Here is a 25,295-nt window from a genome sequence, read left to right on the forward strand (position 1 = left end):
GAGCTCGGTCGGCTACTCGACCGGCGAGTACTCGCTGATCGAGTAGCAAGCTCGCTCAGCGAGCGGCGTATCGAGATCTCGTGAGATCAGCTCAGTCCGGGAGCATGGGCATGGGGTCGCGTTCCTTCTTGCCCAGCTGCACTGCTCGACGCAATGACGACGAGCCGTACTTGTCGCGCACTGCGTCGATCGCCTCGTCGAGCTCAGCACCGCTCGTGACGTCGAGGGGCAGTGCCAGCTGGGCCGGATTGTCGTCGAGTGACCCGACGGCGACGCCGATGAGGGTCAGCCCGCGCTCCTTGATCGCCGCGGCGCGCGATGCCAGCAGCAGCCGGGCGACCTCGAGCACCGTGGTGTTGTGGGCGGTCGGCCGGTCCAGCGAGTGGGAGCTCGTCGAGCGAGTGAAGTCGCCGAACCGCAGCCGAATGGTCACGGTGCGGCCCGTACGCCCCGCAGCGCGCATGCGCCGGGTGACCCGGTCGACGAGGGTCAGCAGCGCCAGGTCGATCTCGGCCGGGGAGTGCGGGCCACGGCCGATCGCGTGCTGGGCGCCCATCGACCCGCGCCGCTTGCCGACGACGACCGGCCGAGGGTCGCGGTTGTGCGCCAGCGCGTAGAGGTGGTGGCCGGACCCCGGACCGAGGAGCTGGACGAGCTCGATCTCGTACATCTCGGCGACGTCCCCGACCGTGACGATCCGCCGGTCGCGGAGCTTCTGCGAGGTGACCTTGCCGACGCCCCAGAGTCGCTCGACCGGCAGGGCGTGGAGGAACTCGAGCTCCTTCTCGACCGGCACGACGAGCATGCCCTCAGGCTTGGACACGGCGCTGGCGACCTTGGCGAGGTACTTGGTGCGCGCCACGCCGACCGAGATCGGCAGCCCGACCTTGGTGCGTACGTCCTGGCGCAGCTGCTCGGCGATCGACGACGGCAGGCCGCGTATGCGCCGCAGCCCGCCGACCTCGAGGAATGCCTCGTCGATCGACAGCCCCTCGACCACCGGCGTGGTGTCGCGGAACACGTCGAACACGTCGCGGCTCGCCTGCGTGTAGGCCTTCATGCGCGGAGGCACGACCACGGCCTCGGGGCACAGCCTCAGCGCCTGGCGGCCACCCATGGCCGTACGCACACCGCGAGCCTTGGCCTCATAGCTCGCCGCGAGGACGACGCCGCCACCGACGATGACCGGACGACCGCGGAGTGAGGGATCATCGCGCTGCTCGACCGACGCGTAGAACGCGTCGAGGTCGGCGTGCAGGACGGTACCCTCGGTCATACCTGCATCGTGTCACCGAACGGGGACAAACGGCCTGTCTGGTTCCTAGCGGCGAAGCCGCGGGAGCGAGCTCTGCGAGCGAAGGGCGATTGGCCTCGGCTGGGCCCGGCGGGTTACGATTCTCTTCGGCCTGTTCGCAGGTTGAAGTTTTGTCGTGCACTTGGACAGATGGGCAAGCCGTGCTTTCGGGACCTTTGGTTTTCGACACCCACGAGATGGGTCGCAAACCGGGCGCCGAACGTACATTCACCCTGACGGTCCCGGCGCCGGCAGACATGGGTTACGACGTCTACAGCGTGCCCGAGGATTCCCCGATGGAGATTGAGCTCCGGCTCGAGGCCATCATGGAAGGTGTTCTGGCAACAGGCACCATCTCGGCGCGGGCCGTGGGCGAGTGTGTGCGGTGCCTGGACCCGATCGACGAAGCTGTCGTGGTGGGATTCCAGGAGTTGTACCTCTTCGAGGCACCTTCTGACACAGAAGAGGCCGAAGAAGAGGAGTTCTTCCTCGAGGACGACCTGCTCGACCTCGAGACCGTCCTGCGGGACGCGGTGGTGCTCGCACTGCCGCACAACCCGTTGTGTGGTCCGGAGTGTCCGGGACTGTGCCCCGAATGTGGAGCGCGGCTTGCGGATGATCCAGATCACACACACGGTGAGGCGATTGACCCGAGGTGGGCATCGTTGAGCCAGCTGGCGGAGCAACCGGTCCCGCCAGCCGACCAGACAGGGTCGGACATCACGTCCGACGACAGCAAGGAGTAGATCGTGGCAGTCCCGAAGAGGAAGACATCGCGCAGCAACACGCGCCATCGTCGTGCACAGTGGAAGACCACCAAGACCGCGATCGTCGACTGCGCGAACCCTGCGTGCGACTCGAAGGTGCAGCCGCACCACGCGTGCACCAAGTGCGGACAGTACGGAGCTCGCGGCGAGCGTCGCCAGGTCCTCTGATCTCTGCATCATTTGATGCTGATGGGCTCCGGCAGGTTCTCGGTGTGGAGGACCTGGATGCGGGGCTCCTTCAGCATGCCCTGACACATCGCTCGTACGCGTACGAGAACGGTGGCGTCCCCAACAACGAGCGCCTCGAGTTCCTCGGAGACTCGGTGCTGGGCCTCGTCGTCACCGACACGCTCTTCACCGAGCACCCGGAGCTCCCTGAGGGGCAGCTCGCCAAGCTCCGCGCTGCGGTCGTCAGCGCCAAGGCCCTCGCCGAAGTCGCCCGCACTCTCGGCATCGGCGATCACGTACGCCTCGGCCGTGGCGAGGAAGCCACAGGCGGCCGCAACAAGGCGTCGATCCTGTCCGACACCGTCGAGGCGCTGCTCGGAGCGATCTACGTGCAGTTCGGCATCGAACGCGCTGCCGAGGTCATCCACCGCATCTTCGACCCGGTGATCGCCGTGGCCGCAGAGCTCGGCGCCGGCCTCGACTGGAAGACGTCGCTCCAGGAGATCGCCGCCAACAACGAGCTCGGGGTTCCGCACTACGTCCTCGAGGGCACCGGTCCGGACCACGACAAGTCGTTCACCGCCGAGGTGCACGTCGGCGAGCGGGTCTTCGGCGGCGGCACCGGTCGCTCCAAGAAGGAAGCCGAGCAGATGGTCGCTGAGATCGCCTGGCGGTCGATCAGCGCCGCCCTCGACAGTTCTGTCGCCGATCCCGCCTAGGCTTCACTCGTGCCCGAGCTGCCAGAGGTCGAAGTCGTACGCCTCGGCATCCACGATCACGTCGTCGGGCGCACGATCACCCACGCCGTCGTCCACGACGTCAGGTCCGTGCGCCGGCACCTCCCGGGTGCGACCGACTTCACGCACCGCCTCGAGGGCCGTACGGTCGTCGGCGCCGCGCGGCGCGGCAAGTACCTCTGGATGCAGCTCGACCATGGCGATGCCGTGCTGTGCCACCTCGGCATGAGTGGGCAGTTCCTGATCTCCGAGGCCGATGCGCCGGCGCCCCGCCATCTGCGCATCGCGCTCACCCTCGACGACGGCCGCGAGCTGCGCTTCGCCGACCAGCGCATCTTCGGCGGCATGTCGTTCAGCGAGGACGGCGCCGACCTGCCGCCCGAGATCGCCCACATCGCCCGTGACCCGCTCGACCCGTTGTTCGACGCGGCGGAGTTCGCCGCCCGCCTCCGCAAGCGCGAGACCGGCGTCAAACGCGCGATCCTCGACCAGACGCTGATCTCCGGGGTCGGCAACATCTATGCCGACGAGGCCCTCTGGCGCACGCCGCTGCACTACGCCCGCAACACGCGACACCTGCGCTCCCGCGAGGTCGAGGGCCTGCTGGTGCACATCGGCGAGGTCATGCTCGAGGCGCTGGCCCAGGGCGGCACCTCGTTCGACGCGCTCTACGTCAACGTCAACGGCAACAGCGGCTACTTCGAGCGGTCCCTCCAGGCATACGGGCAGGAGGGCAAGCCGTGCCAGCGCTGCGGCACACCGATCCGCCGCGACGCGTTCATGAACCGCTCGTCCTACTGGTGCCCGAAGTGTCAGCCGCGCCCCCGCAACGGCAAGTTCTGACTCAGGTGACGCGGTAGATCTCGCGGATGGTCTGCACCAGGCCGACCAGCCCGAAGGCGAAGACCGCGGTCAATGCGAGCCGCGCCAGCCACGGCAGCACGGGGCTCACCCGGGAGCTCCGCGAGCCGATGACGGCGCGGAACACGACCCAGCCGAGCACGAGCAGGGCCGCGATCGGGGTCAAGGGGAACAGCCAGGGGACAAGGGGCAGGAACACCAGCCGATTCGTGGTTGTCATCAGCGTGGAGTCGGGGCGAAGCCACCGGTCGGCCAGGGGCGGGAGTGCCAACGCGTACACGAACGGGATGGCCAGGGTCAGGCCGATCGCGGCGTACGTCGGCTCGAGTCGGGTGAAGTCGACGCCGTCGGAGTGCACGAGCAGCGAGCCGACGACGACGGTCACGCCGACGGCGATGCTGGCTGACCGGAACCACGCCGGGCCGATGCGCAGGTCCCTGACGGCGACGTAGATCCCGCCGCCGAGAATGCCGAGCACCGTGCCGACCAGGAGCAGGTTGAGGGTGCCGCCGAGCGTGACCTGGCCCATCGTGAACCCGTCGTCGCTCACCACGCCGGCGTCCTCGGCGTTCAGGCTGGCAAGCAGGCTCATCGCCAGGCGACCGCCGACTCCGCCGGCCAGGAAGCCCACGATCGCCCCGGCAAGACTCGCCACGGCGAGCCGGCGCAGAGCCATGACTGCCGCGGACCGCCACGCGTACGAGGATTCGCTCATCGTCGTCCTCCCGGGTCATGTCCCCGAGTCGCGATCATCCCATGGGTGGGGGCGATAACCTGCGCGAGTGACCCTTTCGTTGCAGCCCATGTCTGAGGAGTACTTCGCGGCGTGGAACGAACGTCTCGTGGTGGAGTACGCCCGCGAGAAGGTCGAGGCCGGCTTGTGGACCGAGGAGCACGCCCTCGAGCTGTCGAGGGCCGAGCAGGCGGCGGCCCTTCCCGCCGGCCTGTCGACGCCTGGCCACGACCTGTTTGTCGGCGTGCTCGACGGTGAGGTCGTGGGCCACCTGTGGCTGTTCACCGATCCCAGGCAGCCGGTGCGGGACACGTTCATCTACGACATCGAGATCAACGAGTCGCATCGTGGTCGAGGGCTCGGTCGGGCACTCCTGACGGCGGCGGAGGCCTGGTGTGCCGAGCACGGCAGCTCATCGGTGCGCCTCAACGTCTTTGCCCCCAACTTCACCGCGCGAGCCCTGTACGAGTCCGCGGGCTACGTGCCGACCAGCACGCACATGATGAAGCGGATCTCGCGGGCGTGACCGACGCACCGTATGGCGAGGAGGCCCGCGCGCGCTTCGTCGACGAGCCGCCGAAGCGCTCGGGTCGTACGCCCTTCGAGCGCGACCGGGCACGGGTCGTGCACTCCGCGGCGCTGCGCCGGCTCTCGGCCAAGACGCAGGTCATGGGCGCCGGCTTCGACGACTTCGTCCGCAACCGGCTGACCCACACGCTCGAGGTCGCGCAGGTCGCCCGTGAGCTGGGCAAGGCGCTGGGCTGCGATCCGGACATCGTCGACTCGGCGGCTCTGGCGCACGATCTCGGCCATCCGCCGTTCGGCCACAACGGCGAGGCGGCGCTCGACGAGGCGGCACAGTCGTGCGGAGGCTTCGAGGGCAACGCCCAGACGTTGCGCATCCTCAGCCGGCTGGAGTCCAAGGCGTTCGCCGCCGATGGCTCGAGCGTCGGCCTCAACCTCACCCGCGCGACGCTTTCGGCGTGCGTGAAGTATCCGTGGCTCCGCGGCGAGGCGCCCGACTCCAGCGGCAAGTTCGGGGCGTACGCCGATGACGTGGCGGTCTTCGACTGGCTCCGCGAAGAGGCGCCGGCCAAACGCCGACCGATCGAGGCGCAGGTCATGGATCTCGCGGACGACATTGCGTACTCCGTGCACGACGTCGAGGACGGGGTTGTCGGCGGCTGGTTCGTGCTGCGCTCCGGTGAGCTCGACCGCGAGTCGATCCACGCCGTGGCGCGGGACTGGTACGACCCTGGCGCCTCGGACGACCGGCTCGACGCGGCACTCGAGCGGCTCCAGGAGCTGTCGGAGTGGCCCTCAACGCCGTTCGACGGTAGCCGGGCGGCACGGGCGGTCCTCAAGAGCCTCACGAGCGCGCTGATCGGTCGTTTCGCGCACGCCGCCGAGCTGGCGACGGTCGAGAGGTGGGGCGGAGGGCCGCTCATACGCTTTGCCGCCGACCTCGAGGTGCCGGACGACACGCGTGATGAGATCACGGTGCTCAAGTCGATCGCGGCGCACTACGTGATGCGGTCGGACGACAGGGCGGGGCCGCTCAGCCGACAGCGTGAGCTGCTGCTGGCGCTGGTCGAGGTGCTCGACAAGTCCGACGGCCAGGAGCTCGAGGCCGAGTTCGCCCTCGACTTCGTCAACGCCGCCGATGACGCCGCCAGGCGCCGGGTCGTGATCGACCAGGTTGCCAGCCTGACCGACGCCTCCGCGCGTACGTGGGCCCTCCGCCTGCTCAATTGACGAGGTTTGCGTCATACGAACTGAGGTCTCAAGACCACACTTCCTATGACGTAACTCGGCCGTGGGTGGCGGCGACTAACATTCACCCCATGGCCGGACGCATCAAGGACGAGGACATCCAGCTCGTCCGTGAGCGCACCCGCATCGACGAGGTCATCGAGCAGTACGTCACGCTCAAGAACGCTGGCGGAGGCTCCCGCAAGGGCCTCTGCCCGTTCCACGACGAGAAGTCGCCGTCGTTCAACGTCCGGCCCTCCGTCGGGTCCTACCACTGCTTCGGCTGCGGAGCCGGTGGCGACGTGTTCCGGTTCGTCATGGAGATCGAGGGCCTGAGCTTCGTCGAGACCGTCGAGCGGCTCGCGGTCAAGGCCGGCATCACGCTGCGCTACGAGGACGGCGGGCACACCGGACCCCGACGCGACCCCAACCAGCGGCCGCGTCTGCTCGCGGCCCACCGCGAAGCGGGCGAGTTCTATGCCGCCGCGCTCCAGAGCTCCAAGGACGCCGAGGCCGGCCGCCAGTTCGTCAAGGATCGCGGCTTCGACCAGTCCGCCGCCGAGAAGTTCGGCATGGGATTCGCGCCGCGTGGGGGAGAGGCGCTGGTCGCCCACCTCAAGTCCAAGGGCTTCACCGACGAGGAGCTCACGATCGGTGGCCTGGCCGCCAGTGGCTCACGCGGGCTCTACGACCGGTTCCGCGGGCGTCTGCTGTGGCCGATCCGCGAGATGACCGGAGAGATCATCGGCTTCGGTGCCCGGCGGATGTTCGACGACGACCGGATCGAGGCCAAGTACCTCAACACGTCCGAGACGCCGATCTACAAGAAGAGCCAGGTCCTCTACGGCCTCGACCTGGCCCGCCGCTCGATCTCGTCGTCGAGCCAGGCCGTCATCGTCGAGGGCTACACCGATGTCATGGCGTGCCACGAGGCCGGTGTCACCACCGCGGTCGCGACCTGCGGCACTGCGTTCGGCGAGGACCACGCCCGCGTCATGCGCCGGCTCATGCTCGACGACCAGGCATTCCACGGCGAGGTCATCTTCACGTTCGACGGTGACGAGGCCGGTCAGCGAGCCGCTCTCAAGACGTTCAGCGGCGACCAGCAGTTCGTCGCCCAGACCTATGTCGCCGTCGAGCCCCGCGGCATGGACCCGTGCGACCTGCGCCTCGCGGAGGGCGACGCGGCGGTGCGCGAGCTCGTCGCATCACGCATACCGCTCTATCGCTTCGTCCTCGACAACATGCTGAGCAAGTACGACCTCGACCGCGGCGACCAGCGCGTCGACGCCGTACGCGAGGCGGTCTCGCTGGCCTCCGCGATCCGCGACAAGTCCAAGGTCGACGAGCTGCTCCGGGAGATCGCCGGACGAGTCGGCACCGACATCGAGCAGGTTCGCGCCGAGCACCGCAGGCGTACGACGGCGACGAAGCCCGCGACCGGGACCGCAACGCCGACGACAGCCGAGGCGCCGCCACCGGCCGAGCCGCCCAGCCAGGTCGTCAGCTTCGGTGCCCCGCAGTTCGCCGACGAGCGGGAGGCACTCAAGGCGATCGTGCAATATCCGCACCTCGCCCGCGAGCACGCCGACGAGCTCGACGACAACGACTTCACCCACTTCGTGTCCAAGTACCTTTGGAAGCACATCCAGGGCATGACCTGGCCGACCGCACCCGACTCCAACTGGCTGCCCAGGCTGGCCGAGTCGGTCCACGACGAGGACGCCCGCCGTGTGCTGTCGGTCGCCGCGGTCGAGCCGATGAGGGCGCGTGAGAACAACACCGGCGCGGTCGTGGCATCGGTGATCCTGCGGCTGCAGCTGCTGACCTGCGGGCGCCGCATCACGGAGGTCAAGTCCAAGCTCCAGCGCACCAACCCGATCGAGCAGGCCGAGTCCTACAACCGCATGTTCGGCGAGCTCATCGCGCTCGAGCAGCAGTTCCGCACGTTGCGCGATCGCTCGCTCGGTGGCGACATCCCCAGCTGACCCGCGCTCGTTCGTCGGTCCACAGTTCGCATTCGCGGCACTGCTCGAGGGCGGTGAGCCGTCGGAGTCTGTTGGCATGGACCGATTCGTACGCGAGCTGCTCTCGCTGCCACCGATGGACGCGGCAGAGGAGATCGCCCTCGCCCGGCTGGCGCGACGCGGGGACCAAGCCGCACGCGAAGCCCTGATCACCGCCGGTATGCGGTCCGTGGCGATGCGCGCCCGACTTCGTGGCCTCAGCGGCGAGGACCTGCGCGACGCTGTGCAGTCGGGCGCGATCGGGCTGATCCGTGCGATCGACCGGTTCGACCCCGACCGAGGTGCGCGGCTCGCGACGTACGCGTGGCACTGGATCGGCTCGGCGATGGCAATCGAACACCGCCCGGAACAACCGCTCGGCGATGAGGATCGCCCGGCATCGCAGCCCGAACCGTGCGACATCGACCTCCTCGACGGCATGCCGGACGAGCTCGCGGAGGTGCTCCGCATGCGCTTCGGTCTCGGCGATCCGTTGGCCGTCCCGATGCCTCGTCGGGTGGTCGGCGAGCGGCTCGGCCTGACCGTCGCCCAGGTGCGCACCGTCGAGGCCAAGGCGATGCGACAACTCCGGAGGCGGCTTGCTAAAGTAGTTGACCGTGCTCCTTCGCAAGAGGAGCCGATCCCCCATAGCTCAATTGGCAGAGCATTCGACTGTTAATCGGAGGGTTCTTGGTTCGAGTCCAAGTGGGGGAGCATCACCCGAACGGCGCCGATCTCGGCGCCGTTTCGTGGTTTCTGGGCAGGTTCTGCGCTGGGCGTGACATCTTGCAGGCGACACGCCCACGTGAGCCTGCAACTCGTCACGCCCAGCGCGTCGCGTGGATTCTGGGTAGCTGCTCCACACGCGTCAGATGGCAATCGTGGGGTACGCGCCCCACGTGGACATCAAGCCAACGGCCCAACGACTGGGACACGACGCCGCCGCGCTGTCCGGCAAGGCGCTCGCGGGCGTTTTCGGCGCCGCAGCGCGGATCCGCCCGGCCCACAAGCCGCTGCACCCCAGAGGCGAGCTACACACCGCGACGATCGAGCGCTCCGGCCTCAGGGACGGCATCGGCGTGCCCTGGATCGACGAACCCGGCACCTCGACTGGCCTCGTACGCGTGTCACGCGCCATCGGGATCCCCGAAGCGCTGCCGGACATCTATGGCCTCTCATTGCGCCTTCCGCTCTTCGGGGGAGCGCACGCCGACATCCTCTTCGCGACGACGGGGCTCGGCCGGCTGTCGCGCTTCGTGCTGTTCCCGGCGCAGCATCCGGGGCAGCGCGCGTACTCGACACTGCTGCCCTACCGCGCGACGTCCGGCCCCGTCGTCCTGGCAGCCGTACCGGTGGGGACCGACGGCCTGACCTTCGACCTCGCCTGTGCCGGCCTCGGCAGTGCCTGGCAGTCGTTCGCTCGGATGACGCTCACCGAGGCGTCGTCAGAGGACTCGCCGTCGTTCGACCCGGTCCGCAACCAGCTGCCGGGACTGGCGTACTACGAATGGGCGGCCAAGATGCGCGAGGGCGCCTACCGGGCCGCCCGCCGGTCACGCGACGGTTGAGGTCACTCGCCCCAGGTCATCGAGAAGACCTCGAACGGCGTCGCGTGCGTGACGCCGAGCCGTGAGCCGGTCGGCCGCGACATGCCCTCGAGCATCTCGGCCGGATCGAAGTTCTCCCAGCCCAGTCCGTCGATGTATGCCTTGTGGGCCTTGAGCGACTCGACGCCGCGGTCGAACGTCTCGGTGGTGTCCGCGCCGTACGTGCTGTTGGGGGAGCCCGAGGCCCAGACCTGCTTGACGCCGCCCCATGGCTCCAGGCCGCGGACGAGCTGCTCGGGGAAGATCCACCGGTTGCCCGCGTCGCTGGCGCTGTTGAGCGCCGCCCGCCCGACCGCCATGTGATCGGGCTGGTTGGGCATCGTCCCGCCCCACGTCTCGCGGAAGTTGTTGGTGATGATGATCTCCGGGCGGTGCTGGCGCACGACCTCGGTGATCGCGCGACGCAGCGGCACGCCGTACTCGATGACGCCGTCGGGCAGGCCGAGGAACTCCACCTGCTCGACGCCGACGATCTTCGCCGACGCGATCTGCTCGGCCATCCGGATCTCACGGCACTCGTCCGGAGCGAGGCCGTCGATGCCGGCCTCACCGCTGGTCACCATGCAGTAGACCGCGGTCTTGCCCTGATCGGTCCAGCGCGCGATCGCAGCGGCGGCGCCGAACTCGACGTCGTCGGGATGCGCCACCACCACCAGTGCGCGTTCCCAGTTCTCGTCGACGGGCTCGAGTGGTGTGGGTTCCATACGGTTAGGCTAAGCCCGCACTCCCTGGGGAGGTAGCTCAGCTGGTTAGAGCAGGGGACTCATAATCCCTGGGTCGCGGGTTCGAGCCCCGCCCTCCCTACTGAATTTCCCTGGTGACGCCCCCGGGAGACGAAACCCTGGACTCCCGGCCGTGGCATCTCAACCGGGGGCGTCGACGCCACCGTAAACCGAGTGTCAAGAACCAGACTGTCTGCTTTGCTCGGCTCAGCTCATCTGGGTCAGCGAGAGGATGTTGCCCTCGGAGTCCTTGAACCACGCTCCACGGCCTTCCGAGTAGGTGGCCACGCCGTTCTCGGTCTTGAGGCCCGGGAGGTCGTAGTCCTCGAACTCCACGCCCCTGCTGCGCAGGTCAGCCATCTCGCTGTCCAGATCGTTCGTGACCCAGCTCAACGCCGTGTTCTGAGCGGTGCCTGCGAACTGGGATTCGTACAGCAGGATCTTCGCTCCGTTCTTGCCTTGGTAGACCAGTCCGTCCCCGCGCTCTTCGGACGGCTCCAGGCCCAACTTGTCCTTGTAGAACTGCCGTGCTCGTCCGATATCCGAGGCAGCGAGGACTGCGTAGATCTCTGAATCGCTCAACATGTTTTCTTCCTCTCTTTGCACCCCGAAATCGACGGTACGCCGGTCGATCGGCTAGCGCGATAGTCACTGTGAGCCACTCGGTGACTGACCCATACGACACAATCGGGGGCATGCGCGACGCGGTGATCTTCGACATGGACGGCACGCTGTGCGACACCTCGACGATCGAGCACCTCATCACGGGGGAGGACAAGGACTTCCACGCGTTCCATGCGGCGTCGGCGACCTGCCCGCCGCGGCCCGAGGTGGTCAAGGCCGCACAGGCCGAGCACGAAAAGGGGCGGGCGATCCTCGTTGTGACGTCGCGGGAGTTCATCTGGCGCGACCTCACGCTCGACTGGCTGGTCGAGCACGGCATTCCGTACGACGCGCTCTACATGCGGATCGTCGGCGACTACCGCAAGGACATCCAGATCAAGAAGGACATCCTCGCTCAGATCGCCGCCGACGGTTTCACGGTGCTGGAGGCCTGGGACGACAAGCCGGCCGTGATCGACCTGTGGCGGGACGCGGGCATCGCGGTCCACGTCGTCGACTGAGTCAGTTGCGGCGCCGCTCCACGTCCGCGACGATCTCGGCGGCAATGAGTCGCAGCTTGACGTTGCGGTGCTGCGAGAGCCGGGTCAGGAACGCGAAGGCACGCTCGTCGTTGAGCTCGTAGCGCTCCATGATGATGCCGACGGCCTGGCCGATCGTCGTTCGCGTGCGGATCGCATCGTTGAGGTCGGCGATCTCCTGGGCATAGCCGATCGCGACCGCAGCCTGGTGGGCGAACAGGTTCGCCAGCGTCGTGAAGTCCTGGAAGGCGCCGACCCGCCGCGAGTAGATGTTGAGTGCGCCCTGCGATGCCGGCGCGTCGAACAGGCGCAGACCGGCCTGGGCGCGGATGCCCCTCGACACGACGTACGGGCCGTAGTTGGGGAACCGCTCGTCCGAAGCCATGTCCGGCGCGATGACGTGTGCCGTGGTGACTGCCGCGTCGTAGCACGGGCCCTCCTGGAGCTCGTACTGCTTGGCGTCCAGTTCCAGTACCAGCGAGTCAGTCGGCGCAACGGTGTCGATGCTGTCGTCTGAGTGCTTGACCGTGATCGAGGCGTACTCGACGTCAGGCAGCACCTCGACCGCTGCGGAGGTGATTGCCTGGAGCGTCGCATCGAAGTCGCCGGGCTTGAGCGCCTCGGCGAGACGTCGAACGCTGTCCTCCAGAGCCTCGTCTGCCACGAAGAACTCCCTACCCGGATACCCGAGGGTCATGCGCCGCCTGCCGCTGTGCATCAAGCGTTCACCCGACGTTGGGCCGCGCGCCGATCGGCGCCTCTAGCGTCGTCGTCAGCAACCGCCGACGCCTCGGGAGGACCCCGCATGTTCACGATTGAACCCCGCAAGAAGCACGACGAGCAGTCTCTGCACCGCCCGGGACGCTCCTCGGTGACGTGCCTCTACCGCTGCGGCAACGCGTGCGCCCAGGCGGCGCCGAACTGCTCGGAGAACGAGTACTTCGGCGACATGATGCGGTCGGCGGTCTCCCGCCGTGGCCTGCTGCGGGCAGGCGCAGTCGTCGGTGTCGCAGGTCTGGTCGCGCCCACCCTCATCGGCGGGCAGCCGGCAGCGGCAGCGACGACGACCAAGACCCTCGCGAAGGGGTATGCGCCTGGCCTCGGGTTCGCGACCGTGCCGCCCAACGTCATCGACGACGTCGTCGTGCCGACCGGGTACGACAAGAAGGTCGTGATCGCGTGGGGTGACCCGCTGTTCAAGGGCGTCCCGGCGTTCGACGTCCACGCGCAGTCGGCTGAGGCGCAGCGCGGTCAGTTCGGGTTCAACAACGACTTCCTGGGCCTCCTGCCGTACGGGCGGGGGACCAAGCTGCTCGTGATCAACCACGAATACACCAGCGAGACGCTGATGTTCCCGGCGTACGACGCGGCCAACCCGACGCGTGAGCAGGTCGAGATCGCCTGGGCGGCACACGGCTTGAGCGTCGTGGCCGTCAAGGAGTCGGACCGCGACGGCTCGCTGCGACCGATCGTCGGCGACCGCAAGAACCGTCGACTGCACACGGGTTCTGCGTTCGAGCTGACCGGACCGGTCGCCGGGCATCCGCTCGTACGCACCAAGGCCGACCCTGACGGGCGCACCGTGCTCGGCACGCTCAACAACTGCTCGGGCGGGCTGACGCCGTGGGGGACCTGGCTGACGGCCGAGGAGAACATCAACCAGTACTTCGCCAACGCGGCGACGGTGACGGAGCCGGTCCAGGCCGCGCGGCTCAAGCGCTACGGCATCGCGGGCACCGCTACCGAGCGCAAGTGGGAGCGCTTCGACGACAGGTTCGACATCGCGAAGGAGCCCAACGAGCCGAACCGCTTCGGCTGGGTCGTCGAGGTCGACCCGTACGACCCGCACTCGACGCCCAAGAAGCGCACGGCTCTGGGCCGGTTCAAGCACGAGGCGGCGCAGCCGCGCATCACGAGCGACGGCCGGGTGGCTGTCTACATGGGCGACGACGAGCGCTTCGACTACTTCTACAAGTTCGTCTCCGACAAGCGGGTGGAGCGCGGCCAGAGTGCCGCCGCCCGCCGCCACAATGCGACCCTGCTCGACGAGGGCACGCTGTATGTCGCCAGGTTCACCGGCGACTCAGGTCAGGTCGACGGCTCCGGCGAGCTCCCGGACGACGGCCTGTTCGACGGCAGCGGGGAGTGGATCCCGCTGGTGCGCGGCACCCACTCGTACGTCGACGGCATGACCGCCGAGGAGGTGCTGCTGTTCACCCGACAGGCCGCTGACAAGGTCGGCGCCACGAAGATGGACCGTCCTGAGGACGTCGAGCCGAGCCCCCACACCGGCAAGGTCTACATCGCGCTGACCAACAACAGCAACCGCGGAGCCACGGGCGCGGCCGGTGCGGACGAGGCCAACCCGCGCAACAACAACAAGAACGGCCACGTCATCGAGCTCACCGAGTCGCACAACAACTCCGGCGCGACGAAGTTCCGGTGGAGCGTGCTGCTGCTGTGCGGCGACCCGCAGGACCCGGCGACGTACTTCGCCGGTTTCGACAAGAGCCAGGTGTCGCCGATCTCGTGTCCCGACAACCTCGCGTTCGACGGCTACGGCAACCTGTGGATCTCGACGGACGGCAACGCGCTCGGCTCCCACGACGGACTGTTCGGGCTGGCGCTCGAGGGCCGGTATCGCGGCCAGGTCAAGCAGTTCCTCAGCGTGCCGAACGGTGCGGAGACGTGTGGTCCGTACGTCGATCGGGAGCGGGTCATGGTCTGCGTGCAGCACCCCGGTGAGGTCTCGGGGGCATCGGTCGAGGCCCCGGCATCGACCTGGCCTGATGGTCCCGGATCGGTGCCCCGTCCCGCGGTCGTCGCCGTGTGGCCGAAGCGCCGCCTCCGCGGACGCTAGAGCCCAAAGGTGTCCCGCTGGTCCTTGGGCACGAGCTCGAGGAACTCGGGGTTGTCGCGGATGACCTTGGGGACGAAGGGGCAGTAGGGGAGCACGGTGCCGTCGCGCTCGGCGATCTCGGCGAGCGCGCCGCGGACCAGCTCGCTGCCGACCCCGTGGCCCTCGAACTGGGTGAAGACGCGGGTGTGCGGGAGCGCGTACTCCTCGCCGTGCTTGCGGTAGTCGAGGAAGCCGGCGAGCTCGCCGTCGATCGTGATCTCGAACCTCGACAAGGCGGGATTGTCCGCCACTGTGGTCGTCATCCGACATTCCCTTCGGCCGAGATGTTGTCCGTACAGGAGAACATGCGTCACAATGGTCTCAGGTGCTCCCAAGACGCTGGGGAAGGCGACACTAGGGAGGCACCGATGAATATGTCTTCGCCGACCACCCCGACCCGGGGTGTTCTTTTCGTGCACTCAGCTCCGTCTGCGCTGTGCGCGCATGTCGAATGGGCTGCTGCTGGCGTGCTCGGTGGCACCCCTGACATCGCCTGGGTGCCGCAGATGGCCGAGCCGGGCACCTATCGTGCCGAGCTGTCGTGGCAGGCTGCGGCCGGCACTGCCGCGGCGCTGGCATCGGCGCTCCGAGGCTGGGACAAGCTGCGCTTCGAGGTCACCGAAGAGCCGACGGCGAGCAGCGAGGGCGCCCGCTACTCGTACACGCCGTCCCTCGGCATCTTCCACGCCATGGCTGGGCTGCACGGGGACATCCTGATCCCGGAGGACCGCATCAAGGCGTTCCGCGTCAAGGTTGCGCTCGGCGAGGTCGACATGGACACGGCGCTCGACGGATTGCTGGGCACGGCGTGGGATGCCGAGCTCGAGCCCTTCCGTCACGCGGGCGACGGTGCACCCGTGCGCTGGCTGCACCAGGTGATCTAGGGCGTCTAGCCGATCTCCACGGTGACTGCGGGCGTCGCCTCGTCGGTCTTCTTGTTGAGCAGGCGGAACTGTCGCTCGCCCGTGCGTGACGTGTAGAGCTCGGTCTTGAACTTGCCGCCGGCCCTGGTGGTGGTCTCGATCGGGAAGTCGTCCCAGTCGCTGCCCTCGTCCTTGACCTGGACCTGGAGCTCGGCGCCTTCGCCAAGGGCCGGGAACTTGCCCGAGATCATGAACCGCTCACCCGGGGAAACCTGGGGCGAGGACACCTTGATGGTCGGCTCCGGCTCGTTCGAGTTGGTCGGGGTCGTCTGGGTGGGCTCAGGTGTCGCCGTCGTGGTCGGCTCGGTCGTCGGGGCCGTGGTCGGGTTGCTGATCGCCGGCAGGTCGACGGCGCCGATGCCGGACGCCTCGATGAGGGCGGACCCGCCGAATCCGAGCGCCGCTCCGAGGACCACGCCGATGGCCACGAACCAGAAGACCAGGCGCTCGCCCAGATGGCGCCGGCGTATGTGCTCCTCGTCGCGCACCGGAGGCGCGGGGGACTCCAACGTCGTGGGCACCCGGCCGCTGCGCGCAGGCGGCGTGGAACCGTCATGGCGTACGACCGCGTCGACCGCGTCCTGGACCGTCACGAGGCTGTCGACGGTGTCGTCGGACAGGTAGACGTCGAACCGGCGGCCGAGCTCCTCGGCCATCTCCACGATCGTGAGCGAGTCGGTGCCGAGCTCCTTGAGGCTTGCCTCCGGCACGACGGCGTCGGCGGGGCAGTCGACGACTCGGACGAGGATGTCCGTGAGCTGTTCGCGGACGGTTGAGGAAGACGGCACGCGTCGAGTCTAACGAGCGAGGTCGACCAGCACGCGCGGAACAGGGGTGCGTGAACGCTCACAGAGGACCGCCCTAGGATGTCGGGATGGAAAGCGTCGAGGACGTCCAGTACCTGGTGGTGCACGGCTACCGGCGGGCGTTCCGCATCTCCGGCTCGGGTCCCGCGCTGCTCCTGCTGCACGGTCTTGCGTGCGACTCCTCGACCTGGCTCGACGTCATTCCGACCCTGTCGGAGCACTACACGGTCATCGCGCCCGACCTGCTGGGCCACGGTGAGTCCGACAAGCCGGATGCCGACTACTCGCTCGGCGGCTACGCCAACGGCATGCGCGATCTGCTCACGGTGCTCGGCATCGACAAGGTGACGGTCGTCGGACACAGCTTCGGCGGCGGCGTCGCGATGCAGTTCGCCTACCAGTTCCCCGACCGTACGGAGCGGGTCGTGCTGGTGTCGACCGGTGGCCTCGGCAAGGACGTCACCCCGCTCATCCGCTTCCTCACGGTGCCGGGCAGCAGCGCGGCGATCGCCGCAGCGACGTTCCGGCCCTGGCGCTCGCTCGTGGGCGGCACCATGCGAGCGCTCGCGCGGACGCCCTTGAGCGCCACGCGGGACCTCGACGAGGTAGCCCGGATCTACGAGTCACTGGCCGACCCGGCGACCCGCAGGGCCGTCCAACGAGTCACGAGCCATGTCCTCAACTGGAAGGGCCAGTTCGTCACGATGACGGACCGCAGCTATCTGGCCCGCCTGATGCCGGTGCTGGTCGTCTGGGGCCGCGACGACATGGTCATACCGTCCAAGCACGCAGACTTCGCGCCGACGCAGGTCTCCGATGTTCACGTTCTCAATGACTCGGGACACTTCCCCCACAAGGACCACCCGGAGGAGTTCTGTCGCCTCGTGATGGCGTTCATCGAGGCGAACGAGCCGGCGCAATATCACCGCGGTCGCTGGCGGGCGCTGCTGCGCCGTGGCGACCAGTACACGCTGGAGAGCGTGCCGACGGCTCCCGAAGCCGTCGAGCCGGCCATCAGCTAGGTACGGCCGGCCTGGCCTCGAGCGGTGGCGGAGCCTCAAGCTGGGCATGCTCCTTGCGGCGTTGTCGCTTGGTGTTGCCAGTCGCCCACGCGCCGATGACCACCGCCGCCCAGCCGATGAACGCGCCGGCGACGTCGTCGGCGAGGTAGTGCCAGCCGAAGTAGACCGTGGCCAGCACGACAAGACCGAGATAGACCCAGCCGATCAGCTGCACGACCTTGCGCTGGTTGGTCGCACGGAGGAACAGCGCGGCCGAGACCACGACCGAGACGTGCAGCGAGGCGAAGCCTGCGATGCCGTACGTGCTGCCGCCCGCGGGGTCCTCGTAGAACTTCGTGGCAGCACGGAAGAGGCTGCGTTGGAGCTGCGCGGCGCTGGTGTCTGGCAGGTCGGCGAACATCGAGGGCTGGACGAAGGCCGGGCCGAACGTCGGGAAGATGTAGTAGCTGATGACACCCAGCACCCAGTTGAGGCTGAGTGCCGTGGCGTACCAGGCGCCCAGCGACAGGTCCTTGCCCCAGACCAGGAATGCGCCCAGCGTCAGCGGGATCAGCGGCAGGTAGGCCACGTAGATGACCGAAAGCACCTGGGCTGCGAATCCGGTGCCCAACAGGTCGTGGAGCACCGGGGCCGGGTTGTGGTTGAAGAACAGGAAGTAGTCGATCTTGAGCATCTGCGTGTCGAAGTGCACCCCAGCGCGCGCCAGCGGCAGGTCGCTCTTGAGGTTTCGATAGCTGACGTAGCAGATGTAGAACGACACGAGCCCGAGCACGATGTAGAGGACGCGCTTCCACGTCCACTCCGCGCGGATGATGTCCATGAACATGAACAGCTGCGGACGGTCCTGGCTGGCGCGCAGCGGACCGAGGTCTTCGGGCATGCGATTGGCTTCGAAGCGCCGCGCGGCGACCAGTCGGTCGGCGCCGTTGGTCGTGAGCCACAGCGGGATGAGCAGGACGCCGAGCCATGCCCAGTCGCCAATGTAGGGGTGCGCGTAGTCCGCAACGGCGCGTACAGCCAGGAGTGGCAGCACGATGCGTACAGTCTGCCGAGCGAGGGCGCGGCGCCAGGAGATCGGGCGCAGGGTCGACTCGTCGAGCACGATGATCTCGGTCAGGCGGGAGATCGTCGTCATGCCGGTGGTGGTCTGACTCCTGAGCTCCAGCGAAGCGAAGCTGGCCACGACCGCCAGGGCGACGACCACGACGGACACCCGTCCCGCGGTCGACCCCTCCGCTGCCTTCCACCCGATCGACGCGATCCCCGCGACGAGACCCCAGAAGAAGGTCGTCACGAACGCGTCGAGGAGCCGGCTCCCGATCGGCGAGCTGTAGTCGAGTGAGTGGCGCCACTCCGGCGTGTCGGTGAACGTACGCCGGGACCGCCTGAATGCCGGGGGAGCGATGCCTGCGGCGAAGAACAGCAGGCCGATCACGGGCAGGCGGATGTAGGCCGGTCCGAGGAACCCATCAGGGTCGCGCAACGGGACGTCGTACTTCTGCGATGCGATGACAGCCGCCAACCCCACGACGATGGAGAGACACACCGCGAAGTGATAGGGCCGTTGACGCATGGACGCCATCCTATTGGGCGACCCTGAGAGGTCCTTGTGAGGGTTTGACTCCCAGGTCAGGCGTCGCCGCCCTCTTGGGGCACGTCGGCAACGGCCGTCGGGTCGTCGATGCGGAACCGGTTGAACGCCTCGCGGACGGTCTCAGGCCGTACGGTGCCGCGCTGAGCCAGCGTCTGCAGCACCGACACGACGATCGACTCGGCGTCGACCTGGAACGTACGCCGGGCGGCCGCGCGGGTGTCGGCGAAGCCGAACCCGTCGGTGCCGAGCGACTGCCACGGACCGGGCACCCAGCGGGCGATCTGGTCAGGCACGGCGCGCATGTAGTCGCTGACGGCGACCGTCACGGCGGACGTGTCCATGAGCTTGACCGTGATGTAGGGCATGCGGCTGTACTCGCCCGGGTGGTTGAGGTTCCACTTCTCGGCTGCGATGGCGTCGCGGGCGAGCTCGTTCCACGACGTCACGGACCAGACATCTGCCTCGACGCCGTAGTCGGCGGCCAGGATCTCCTGGGCCTTGAGCGCCCACGGGACCGAGACACCGGACGCCATGATGCGTGCCGAAGCCTCGCCGCCGGTCGCCTTGCGGTAGATGTAGGCGCCCTTGAGGATGCCCTCGACGTCGACGTCCTCCGGCTCGACGGGCTGGTTGATCGCCTCGTTGTAGACCGTCAGGTAGAAGATGATGTCCTCACCGTTGGGGAACGTCTCGGTGGAGCCGTACATCCGCTCGAGGCCGTACTTCATGATGTGGCTGATCTCGAAGCCGTAGGCCGGGTCGTAGTGCACGACCGCCGGGTTGGTCTGCGCGATCAACGGCGAGTGGCCGTCGGCGTGCTGCAGGCCTTCGCCGGTCAGCGTCGTACGACCGGCGGTGGCGCCGATCAGGAACCCGCGGGCCAGCTGGTCGGCCATCGCCCAGATCGAGTCGGCGGTGCGCTGGAAGCCGAACATCGAGTAGAAGAGGTAGACCGGGATCATCGGCTCGCCGTGCGTGGAGTACGCGCTGCCGGCCGCGATCGCCGAGGCCATCGCCCCGGCCTCGCTGATGCCCTCGTGCAGCAGCTGCCCCTGCGCCGACTCCTTGTAGGCGAGCAGCAGCTTGCGGTCGACCGACTCGTACGTCTGACCGGCCGGGTTGTAGATCTTGGCCGACGGGAACATCGAGTCCATACCGAACGTGCGGTACTCGTCGGGCGCGATCGGGACGATGCGGTGGCCGATCTCGGGATCCTTCATGAGATCGCGCAGCAGGCGTACGAAGGCCATCGTCGTGGCGATCTGCTGCTTGCCGGAGCCCTTCTTGAGCTCGTCGTACATCTTGTCCTCGGGCAGCTTGACGCTGACCGGGTTGACGACGCGCTTGGGCAGCGATCCACCGAGCGCCTCGCGCCGGGCCCGCATGTACTGCATCTCCTCGCTGTCCTCGCCCGGGTGATAGAACGGCGCGATGTCGCTGCCGTCGATCTGGGCATCGGAGATCGGGATGTTGAGGCGGTCGCGGAAGCCCTTGAGGTCGTCCTTGGTGAGCTTCTTCATCTGGTGGGTCGCGTTGCGACCGGCGAACGACTCGAGCAGCCAGCCCTTGATCGTGTGCGCCAGGATGACGGTCGGCTGACCCGTGTGCTTCTGGGCGGCGTCGAACGCGGCGTAGACCTTGCGGTAGTCGTGGCCACCGCGGGGCAGACGCTCGATCTCCTCGTCGGACAGGTGCTCGACCATCTTGCGCAGGCGCGGGTCGGGGCCGAAGAAGTTCTCGCGGTTGTAGGCACCAGACTCGACCGACAGGGTCTGGAACTCGCCGTCGGGCGTGCGGTTCATCTGGTTGACCAGGACGCCGTCGGTGTCGCGGGCGAGCAGGTCGTCCCACTCACGTCCCCAGACGACCTTGATGACGTTCCATCCGGCGCCACGGAACGTGGACTCGAGCTCCTGGATGATCTTGCCGTTGCCGCGCACGGGTCCGTCGAGCTGCTGCAGGTTGCAGTTGACCACGAACGTGAGGTTGTCGAGCTCTTCGCGGGCCGCGATGCCGATGGCGCCGAGCGACTCGGGCTCACCCATCTCGCCGTCGCCGAGGAACGTCCACACGTGCTGCTGGCTCGTGTCCTTGATGCCGCGGTTGTGCAGGTAGCGGTTGAAGCGAGCCTGGTAGATCGAGTTGATCGCGCCGAGGCCCATCGAGACCGTGGGGAACTCCCAGTAGTCCGACATGAGGCGCGGGTGCGGGTAGGACGACAGGCCGTTGCCCGCGCCGTGCGAGTGCTCCTGACGGAAGCGGTCGAGCTGGGTCTCGCTGAGGCCGCCCTCAAGGAACGACCGGGCGTAGATGCCGGGTGCCGCGTGACCCTGGAAGTAGATCTGGTCACCGCCGCCGGGATGGTTCTTGCCACGGAAGAAGTGGTTGAAGCCGACCTCGTAGAGGCTGGCGGCCGACTGGTAGGACGCGATGTGTCCACCGACGCCGAGTCCCGGCCGGTTGGCGCGCGACACCATGACGGCGGCGTTCCAGCGGATGTAGGCACGGATGCGGCGTTCGATCGCCTCGTTGCCGGGGAACCACGGCTCGCGCTCGGGCGGGATCGTGTTGATGAAGTCGGTGCTGCGCAGCGCGGGCACGCCGACGTTCTGCTCGCGGGCGCGCTCCAACAGCTTGAGCATGACGTAGCGCGCGCGGCTGCGGCCGCGGCTGTCGATCATCTCGTCGAGCGAGCTGACCCACTCGGATGTCTCGTCCGGATCGATGTCGGGCAACTGGGTCGGAAGACCCTCGTGAATGACAGCCGGTCGTTCGGGGCCGGATTGCGGCATGGTTGCTCCCTAGAAGTCTTGTGGACGTGTCCATCATTCCACCCCGGGTTCGCTACTGTGTTAGCGGCAACAGTGCTGACGAACCTACTTTTCAGTAGGTTTTCCACGAACGTAGGGAGACATCGCGGTGGACGCGGGCAAGTTGGGCTTCGGTCCTGACACCGTCATCCAGGAGCTTGGCTGGGATGAGGACGTCGACGAGGAGCTCCGTGTCGAGATCGAGCGCGTCACCGGCAACAATCTGGTCGATGGTGACCATGGTGATGTCGTCGACGGAGTGATCGTCTGGTGGCGTGACAAGGACGGCGATCTCATCGATGCGCTCGTCGATGCGCTCCAGGATCTCGCCGAGGGTGGCTCGGTCTGGTTGTTCACTCCCAAGGTGGGTCGGCCCGGATACGTACCCGGGGCCGATGTCGTGGAGGCAGCGCCGATCGCCGGTCTGTCGACGACCACGACGTCGTCGGCCTCGGACGACTGGGCCTCGACCCGTCTGACGGCTCACAAACGCTGAGCCTGCGTTGCGGCGTCGATAGGCTCGAGACATGAGCCTCGACGTTGGATCTGTCGCGCCCGACTTCACCCTCAAGAGCCAGCACGGCGAGGACATCACACTCTCGTCGTACCGAGGTCACCAGAGCGTCGTGCTGGTGTTCATCCCGTTCGCCTTCAGCGGGACCTGCACTGACGAGCTCGCTGAGATCCGCGACGGCATCGAGGCGTTCGAGGCCGAGAACGCTCAGGTGCTCGCGATCTCGTGCGACCACTTCTTCGCCAACAGGGCGTTCTCGGACCGCGACGGGCATACGTTCCCGATCCTGAGCGATTTCTGGCCTCACGGCGAGGTCTCCAGGGCGTACGGCACGTTCAACGAGGATGCCGGAGCGCCCAACCGCGGGACATACGTGATTGATCTGGAGGGGGTCGTGAGGTGGATGGTGCAGAAGGGAATAGGCGAGCGGCGCGATCTCGCCGAGTGCCGGGCTGCACTGGCCGAACTTTCCTGAAATCTTCCCAAATTACCTGCGGTCGCACCCACGAATGAGGTTTGATTGAGCTGCCGCGGCTGCCAGGGACCCGAGACCTTGGCAGCCGCGGTTCCGCCTGTCCCGGCGACCTGCGAATGCGGCTCTTGCGCGCCGCTTGCGGTATCGTTCCGCTGGTCCTGAGGGCGAATAGCTCAGTTGGTTAGAGCATCCGGTTTACACCCGGAAGGTCGGGGGTTCGAGTCCCTCTTCGCCCACATCGGCAGCGACCCCGGCCTGTTCATCGGCCGGGGTCGCTTGCTGTTGAGCGAGGCGCATTCCACGCGGGCTCAGCCGTCGTTGCTGGGTGCTCCGGAGATCGCCTCGACGAGCTCGCCGACGCGGTCCTCGGGCAGGTTCTTCGCGACGTCAGCCTGGCTGACGATGCCGACGAGGTCGTGACCGTCGATCACGGGCAGGCGGCGTACGGCGTGCTGCGTCATGGTGTGGAGGGTGTCCTCGATCGAGTCATCCGCGCCGATCGTGACGGGCTTGCCGTGGGCCAGGTCGCCGGCTGTCTTGGTGCTGGGGTCGATGCCGTCAGCGACGCAGTTCACCACGATGTCGCGGTCGGTCAGCATGCCCTTGAGGCGATGGTCCTCGCCGCAGATCGGCAGCGCGCCGACGCCGAGGTCACGCATCTTCTGTGCGGCCTGGACGAGCGTCTCGCCGACGTCCACACACTCGACGCCTCCGGTCATGATGTCTCGTGCAGTAGTCATCAGTTCCTCCATCCGATGGTTCGTTGTCACCGGAGGGCATACCCACGAGGTCGCGGGGATAACGATTGCGTCGGGTTCGGGCACATTTTCGATTCCGGACAAGGCGTCGTCCTGCTGTGGAACCATGTTGATATGGCTCCCGACTACATCGAGATCGATGCTGACGGGGTGCAGCGGGTCCTGGTGGACGGCAGCCTCGAGAGCGTCCGATGGGCCGAGCTCACCGAGATTCGCATCGCGACGACTGCCAACGGACCGTTCAGCGAGGACCTGTTCTGGATGTTGTTCGGCGCTGACCGGTGCACGGGTGTCGCCCTGCCCGGTTCGTACGTGGACGAGCCGCTGCTGAGACGGTTCCAGGCGCTCCCGGGGTTCGACAACGACCAGGTGATCGCCGCCTTGAGCAGCACGCGGAAGGCACAATTCGTGGTGTGGGTCAGCGGAGCGCGATGAGCGTACGCGGCGTTGTCGCCGTGCTGTGCGCGGTCGCCGCGTTGTCAGGCTGCACGGACTCCGAGCCGGCTACGCGTTCCACGCCTGCTGTGACGACCACGCCATACCCGACGCCGAGCCTCGGCCCTCTCGGCCAGCCGGGTTGCAAGCCGGCATCGCCGTTCAGCTCGATGGAGCTCCAGGGCACGCCGGAGGAGCGCGGCACGAGCCTCTACGGCCTGGCGTTCGTGCGTTCCGACGAGCCGTTGAGGGTCGACGTCGACATCAAGGTCGCGTGGCGCATGACCGGCAAGGGAGACCTGGCCGTACGCCTGATCGATCCGGACGGGCACCGCAAAGCGCTCGCCTGGGGACCCGAGGCCCACGGCGGGAGCACGTACCACCGGCCCGGCGACGAGTGGGGGACCGGCTTCAAGCTCGACCAGCCCGGCTGCTGGGAGATCCGCATGTCGAGAGACACGAGCCACGCGAGTGTGTGGATCGATGCCCAACCCTGACCTGGACAGCGTCGTCACGCGGCTTCGCGCATCGGGCAGCGTCTTTGCCGAGGACGAGGCCGAGCTGCTGGTCGCTGAGGCCCAGACGCCCGACGAGCTCGAGTCGATGGTCGAGCAGCGGGTCACCGGGCTGCCGCTGGAGGTCATCGTCGGGTGGGCCGAGTTCTGCGGACAGCGCATCGTGGTCGAGTCCGGGGTCTTCGTGCCGCGGAGACGTACGGAGGCGGTGGTGTGTGAAGCCGTGGCCCTGGCGCGACCCGGCGCCGTCGTCCTCGATCTTTGCTGTGGCACCGGCGCCGTGGGTGTCGCGATCCACGCCGCCGTCGAGAGCGTCGAGCTGTATGCGTCGGACATCGAGCCAGCGGCCGTACGCTGTGCGCGCCGCAACGTCGACCCGCTCGGCGGTCGGGTCTTCGCGGGAGACCTCTACGAGCCGTTGCCTGCTTCGTTGCGCGGCCGGATCGACCTGATCGTCGTCAACGCCCCGTACGTCCCGACGGACGCCATTGCGCTGATGCCGCCCGAGGCGCGAGAGCACGAGCCGCACATCACGCTCGACGGGGGAGCGGACGGCGTCGACATCCAGCGGCGGGTTGCCGCCGAAGCAGGCGAGTGGCTGGCGCCCGAAGGCCACCTGCTGATCGAGACGAGCCGTGAACAGGCAGATCGTACGGTCGAGGCATTCCTCTCCGGCAGCTTGACCGCCGAGGTGCGCCGGGCAGAAGACATCGACGGAACCGTAGTGATCGGCGCACGCGCGGGCTGAATCTTTT

28 protein-coding genes and 3 tRNA genes are annotated in these 25,295 nt (G+C 67.7%); 21 read left to right on the forward strand and 10 right to left on the reverse strand.

The features are described from left to right. Nucleotides 1–91 precede the first annotated feature (91 nt). Nucleotides 92–1,276 (reverse strand): DNA polymerase IV, encoded by a 1,185-nt coding sequence (dinB, locus tag AC1DVU_RS09935; protein WP_476922269.1) that lies wholly within the window; start codon nt 1,274–1,276, stop codon nt 92–94. 215 nt (nt 1,277–1,491) lie between these two features. On the opposite strand from dinB, the gene AC1DVU_RS09940 reads away from it, so the two are divergent. From AC1DVU_RS09940 to mutM, 4 genes are read left to right on the forward strand one after another with little or no spacing between them, the layout of a single operon-like run. Next, complete coding sequence (locus tag AC1DVU_RS09940) at nt 1,492–2,040, forward strand: YceD family protein (RefSeq protein WP_476922270.1); 549 nt, start codon at nt 1,492–1,494, stop codon at nt 2,038–2,040. A gap of 3 nt (nt 2,041–2,043) precedes the next feature. Beyond that, on the forward strand, nt 2,044–2,229 hold the full coding sequence (rpmF, locus tag AC1DVU_RS09945; protein ID WP_056213101.1) for a 50S ribosomal protein L32: 186 nt from the start codon (nt 2,044–2,046) through the stop codon (nt 2,227–2,229). Nucleotides 2,230–2,273: 44 nt separating this feature from the next. Continuing rightward, nucleotides 2,274–2,948: a ribonuclease III gene (gene rnc, locus AC1DVU_RS09950; protein ID WP_476922271.1), complete on the forward strand. Its 675-nt coding sequence runs from the start codon at nt 2,274–2,276 to the stop codon at nt 2,946–2,948. Between the two features lie 9 nt (nt 2,949–2,957). Next, nucleotides 2,958–3,809, forward strand: coding sequence for a bifunctional DNA-formamidopyrimidine glycosylase/DNA-(apurinic or apyrimidinic site) lyase (mutM, locus tag AC1DVU_RS09955; protein ID WP_476922272.1), 852 nt, complete (start codon nt 2,958–2,960; stop codon nt 3,807–3,809). A gap of 1 nt (nt 3,810) precedes the next feature. Here the strand turns inward: mutM and AC1DVU_RS09960 are convergent, their stop codons facing one another. Beyond that, nucleotides 3,811–4,542, reverse strand: a complete 732-nt coding sequence (locus tag AC1DVU_RS09960) for a hypothetical protein (protein WP_476922273.1) — start codon at nt 4,540–4,542, stop codon at nt 3,811–3,813. A gap of 67 nt (nt 4,543–4,609) precedes the next feature. Between AC1DVU_RS09960 and AC1DVU_RS09965 the strand changes: the two genes are divergently transcribed. The 6 genes from AC1DVU_RS09965 to AC1DVU_RS09990 all read left to right on the forward strand — a co-directional run bounded on the left by AC1DVU_RS09965 (nt 4,610) and on the right by AC1DVU_RS09990 (nt 9,886). Beyond that, nucleotides 4,610–5,086, forward strand: coding sequence for an N-acetyltransferase family protein (locus tag AC1DVU_RS09965; RefSeq protein ID WP_476922274.1), 477 nt, complete (start codon nt 4,610–4,612; stop codon nt 5,084–5,086). After that, a complete protein-coding gene (locus tag AC1DVU_RS09970; protein WP_476922275.1) occupies nt 5,083–6,315 on the forward strand; it encodes a deoxyguanosinetriphosphate triphosphohydrolase in 1,233 nt (410 codons plus the stop codon). The genes AC1DVU_RS09965 and AC1DVU_RS09970 overlap by 4 nt, the downstream gene beginning before the upstream one ends. A gap of 89 nt (nt 6,316–6,404) precedes the next feature. Beyond that, complete coding sequence (dnaG, locus tag AC1DVU_RS09975; RefSeq protein WP_476922276.1) at nt 6,405–8,300, forward strand: DNA primase; 1,896 nt, start codon at nt 6,405–6,407, stop codon at nt 8,298–8,300. 214 nt (nt 8,301–8,514) lie between these two features. Next, nucleotides 8,515–8,997, forward strand: a complete 483-nt coding sequence (locus tag AC1DVU_RS09980) for a sigma-70 family RNA polymerase sigma factor (RefSeq protein WP_476922471.1) — start codon at nt 8,515–8,517, stop codon at nt 8,995–8,997. Further along, nucleotides 8,960–9,032, forward strand: a tRNA-Asn gene (locus AC1DVU_RS09985). Before AC1DVU_RS09980 ends, AC1DVU_RS09985 begins: the two co-directional genes overlap by 38 nt. Before the next feature lie 185 nt (nt 9,033–9,217). Beyond that, nucleotides 9,218–9,886 (forward strand): hypothetical protein, encoded by a 669-nt coding sequence (locus tag AC1DVU_RS09990; RefSeq protein WP_476922277.1) that lies wholly within the window; start codon nt 9,218–9,220, stop codon nt 9,884–9,886. Nucleotides 9,887–9,888: 2 nt separating this feature from the next. Here the strand turns inward: AC1DVU_RS09990 and AC1DVU_RS09995 are convergent, their stop codons facing one another. Next, nucleotides 9,889–10,629: a PIG-L deacetylase family protein gene (locus tag AC1DVU_RS09995; protein ID WP_476922278.1), complete on the reverse strand. Its 741-nt coding sequence runs from the start codon at nt 10,627–10,629 to the stop codon at nt 9,889–9,891. A gap of 26 nt (nt 10,630–10,655) precedes the next feature. On the opposite strand from AC1DVU_RS09995, the gene AC1DVU_RS10000 reads away from it, so the two are divergent. Beyond that, nucleotides 10,656–10,729: transfer RNA gene (locus tag AC1DVU_RS10000), tRNA-Met, on the forward strand. A 125-nt stretch (nt 10,730–10,854) separates the two neighbouring features. Here AC1DVU_RS10000 and AC1DVU_RS10005 read toward each other — a convergent pair. Beyond that, on the reverse strand, nt 10,855–11,232 hold the full coding sequence (locus AC1DVU_RS10005; RefSeq protein WP_476922279.1) for a VOC family protein: 378 nt from the start codon (nt 11,230–11,232) through the stop codon (nt 10,855–10,857). A gap of 110 nt (nt 11,233–11,342) precedes the next feature. On the opposite strand from AC1DVU_RS10005, the gene AC1DVU_RS10010 reads away from it, so the two are divergent. Next, on the forward strand, nt 11,343–11,771 hold the full coding sequence (locus AC1DVU_RS10010) for a phosphatase domain-containing protein (RefSeq protein WP_476922280.1): 429 nt from the start codon (nt 11,343–11,345) through the stop codon (nt 11,769–11,771). A gap of 1 nt (nt 11,772) precedes the next feature. Here the strand turns inward: AC1DVU_RS10010 and AC1DVU_RS10015 are convergent, their stop codons facing one another. Further along, nucleotides 11,773–12,453, reverse strand: coding sequence for a GAF and ANTAR domain-containing protein (locus AC1DVU_RS10015; RefSeq protein WP_476922281.1), 681 nt, complete (start codon nt 12,451–12,453; stop codon nt 11,773–11,775). Between the two features lie 141 nt (nt 12,454–12,594). Between AC1DVU_RS10015 and AC1DVU_RS10020 the strand changes: the two genes are divergently transcribed. Then, a complete protein-coding gene (locus tag AC1DVU_RS10020) occupies nt 12,595–14,649 on the forward strand; it encodes a PhoX family protein (protein ID WP_476922282.1) in 2,055 nt (684 codons plus the stop codon). On the opposite strand, the gene AC1DVU_RS10025 is transcribed toward AC1DVU_RS10020, so the two are convergent. Further along, the gene (locus AC1DVU_RS10025) at nt 14,646–14,951 is read right to left on the reverse strand and encodes a GNAT family N-acetyltransferase (RefSeq protein ID WP_476922283.1); all 306 of its coding nucleotides are present in this window, start codon (nt 14,949–14,951) and stop codon (nt 14,646–14,648) included. The two genes, AC1DVU_RS10020 and AC1DVU_RS10025, sit on opposite strands and share 4 nt — an antisense overlap. A 150-nt stretch (nt 14,952–15,101) precedes the next feature. Between AC1DVU_RS10025 and AC1DVU_RS10030 the strand changes: the two genes are divergently transcribed. After that, nucleotides 15,102–15,572, forward strand: coding sequence for a DUF3145 domain-containing protein (locus AC1DVU_RS10030; RefSeq protein ID WP_476922284.1), 471 nt, complete (start codon nt 15,102–15,104; stop codon nt 15,570–15,572). 5 nt (nt 15,573–15,577) lie between these two features. Here the strand turns inward: AC1DVU_RS10030 and AC1DVU_RS10035 are convergent, their stop codons facing one another. Continuing rightward, entirely contained in the window at nt 15,578–16,399 is an 822-nt protein-coding gene (locus AC1DVU_RS10035) for an acyl carrier protein (protein WP_476922285.1), read from the reverse strand. Nucleotides 16,400–16,485: 86 nt separating this feature from the next. Here AC1DVU_RS10035 and AC1DVU_RS10040 point away from each other — a divergent pair, with 86 nt between their 5' ends. Beyond that, a complete protein-coding gene (locus tag AC1DVU_RS10040; RefSeq protein WP_476922286.1) occupies nt 16,486–17,439 on the forward strand; it encodes an alpha/beta fold hydrolase in 954 nt (317 codons plus the stop codon). Here the strand turns inward: AC1DVU_RS10040 and AC1DVU_RS10045 are convergent. Together AC1DVU_RS10045 and aceE are read right to left on the reverse strand one after the other, a co-directional pair. Continuing rightward, nucleotides 17,432–19,012 (reverse strand): phosphatase PAP2 family protein, encoded by a 1,581-nt coding sequence (locus AC1DVU_RS10045; protein ID WP_476922287.1) that lies wholly within the window; start codon nt 19,010–19,012, stop codon nt 17,432–17,434. The genes AC1DVU_RS10040 and AC1DVU_RS10045 overlap by 8 nt on opposite strands. A gap of 56 nt (nt 19,013–19,068) precedes the next feature. Then, on the reverse strand, nt 19,069–21,825 hold the full coding sequence (gene aceE / locus AC1DVU_RS10050) for a pyruvate dehydrogenase (acetyl-transferring), homodimeric type (protein WP_476922288.1): 2,757 nt from the start codon (nt 21,823–21,825) through the stop codon (nt 19,069–19,071). A gap of 127 nt (nt 21,826–21,952) precedes the next feature. Between aceE and AC1DVU_RS10055 the strand changes: the two genes are divergently transcribed. The 3 genes from AC1DVU_RS10055 (at nt 21,953) to AC1DVU_RS10065 (ending at nt 23,068) form a co-directional block, all read left to right on the forward strand. Next, the gene (locus AC1DVU_RS10055) at nt 21,953–22,339 is read left to right on the forward strand and encodes a DUF3052 domain-containing protein (RefSeq protein ID WP_476922289.1); all 387 of its coding nucleotides are present in this window, start codon (nt 21,953–21,955) and stop codon (nt 22,337–22,339) included. 31 nt (nt 22,340–22,370) lie between these two features. Continuing rightward, complete coding sequence (locus AC1DVU_RS10060) at nt 22,371–22,832, forward strand: peroxiredoxin (RefSeq protein WP_476922290.1); 462 nt, start codon at nt 22,371–22,373, stop codon at nt 22,830–22,832. A 162-nt stretch (nt 22,833–22,994) separates the two neighbouring features. Continuing rightward, a tRNA-Val gene (locus tag AC1DVU_RS10065) sits at nt 22,995–23,068 on the forward strand. 72 nt (nt 23,069–23,140) lie between these two features. On the opposite strand, the gene AC1DVU_RS10070 is transcribed toward AC1DVU_RS10065, so the two are convergent. Continuing rightward, entirely contained in the window at nt 23,141–23,572 is a 432-nt protein-coding gene (locus AC1DVU_RS10070; protein ID WP_476922291.1) for a CBS domain-containing protein, read from the reverse strand. 132 nt (nt 23,573–23,704) lie between these two features. Between AC1DVU_RS10070 and AC1DVU_RS10075 the strand changes: the two genes are divergently transcribed. Genes AC1DVU_RS10075 through AC1DVU_RS10085 form a run of 3 tightly spaced genes read left to right on the forward strand, consistent with a single transcriptional unit; the run spans nt 23,705 to nt 25,288 of the window. Continuing rightward, nucleotides 23,705–24,025 (forward strand): hypothetical protein, encoded by a 321-nt coding sequence (locus tag AC1DVU_RS10075; protein WP_476922292.1) that lies wholly within the window; start codon nt 23,705–23,707, stop codon nt 24,023–24,025. Beyond that, a complete protein-coding gene (locus tag AC1DVU_RS10080; protein ID WP_476922293.1) occupies nt 24,004–24,522 on the forward strand; it encodes a hypothetical protein in 519 nt (172 codons plus the stop codon). Before AC1DVU_RS10075 ends, AC1DVU_RS10080 begins: the two co-directional genes overlap by 22 nt. Continuing rightward, complete coding sequence (locus AC1DVU_RS10085; RefSeq protein ID WP_476922294.1) at nt 24,509–25,288, forward strand: putative protein N(5)-glutamine methyltransferase; 780 nt, start codon at nt 24,509–24,511, stop codon at nt 25,286–25,288. Before AC1DVU_RS10080 ends, AC1DVU_RS10085 begins: the two co-directional genes overlap by 14 nt. Nucleotides 25,289–25,295: the final 7 nt, after the last annotated feature.

The sequence above is a fragment of the Aeromicrobium sp. P2_G6 genome, assembly GCF_056403535.1.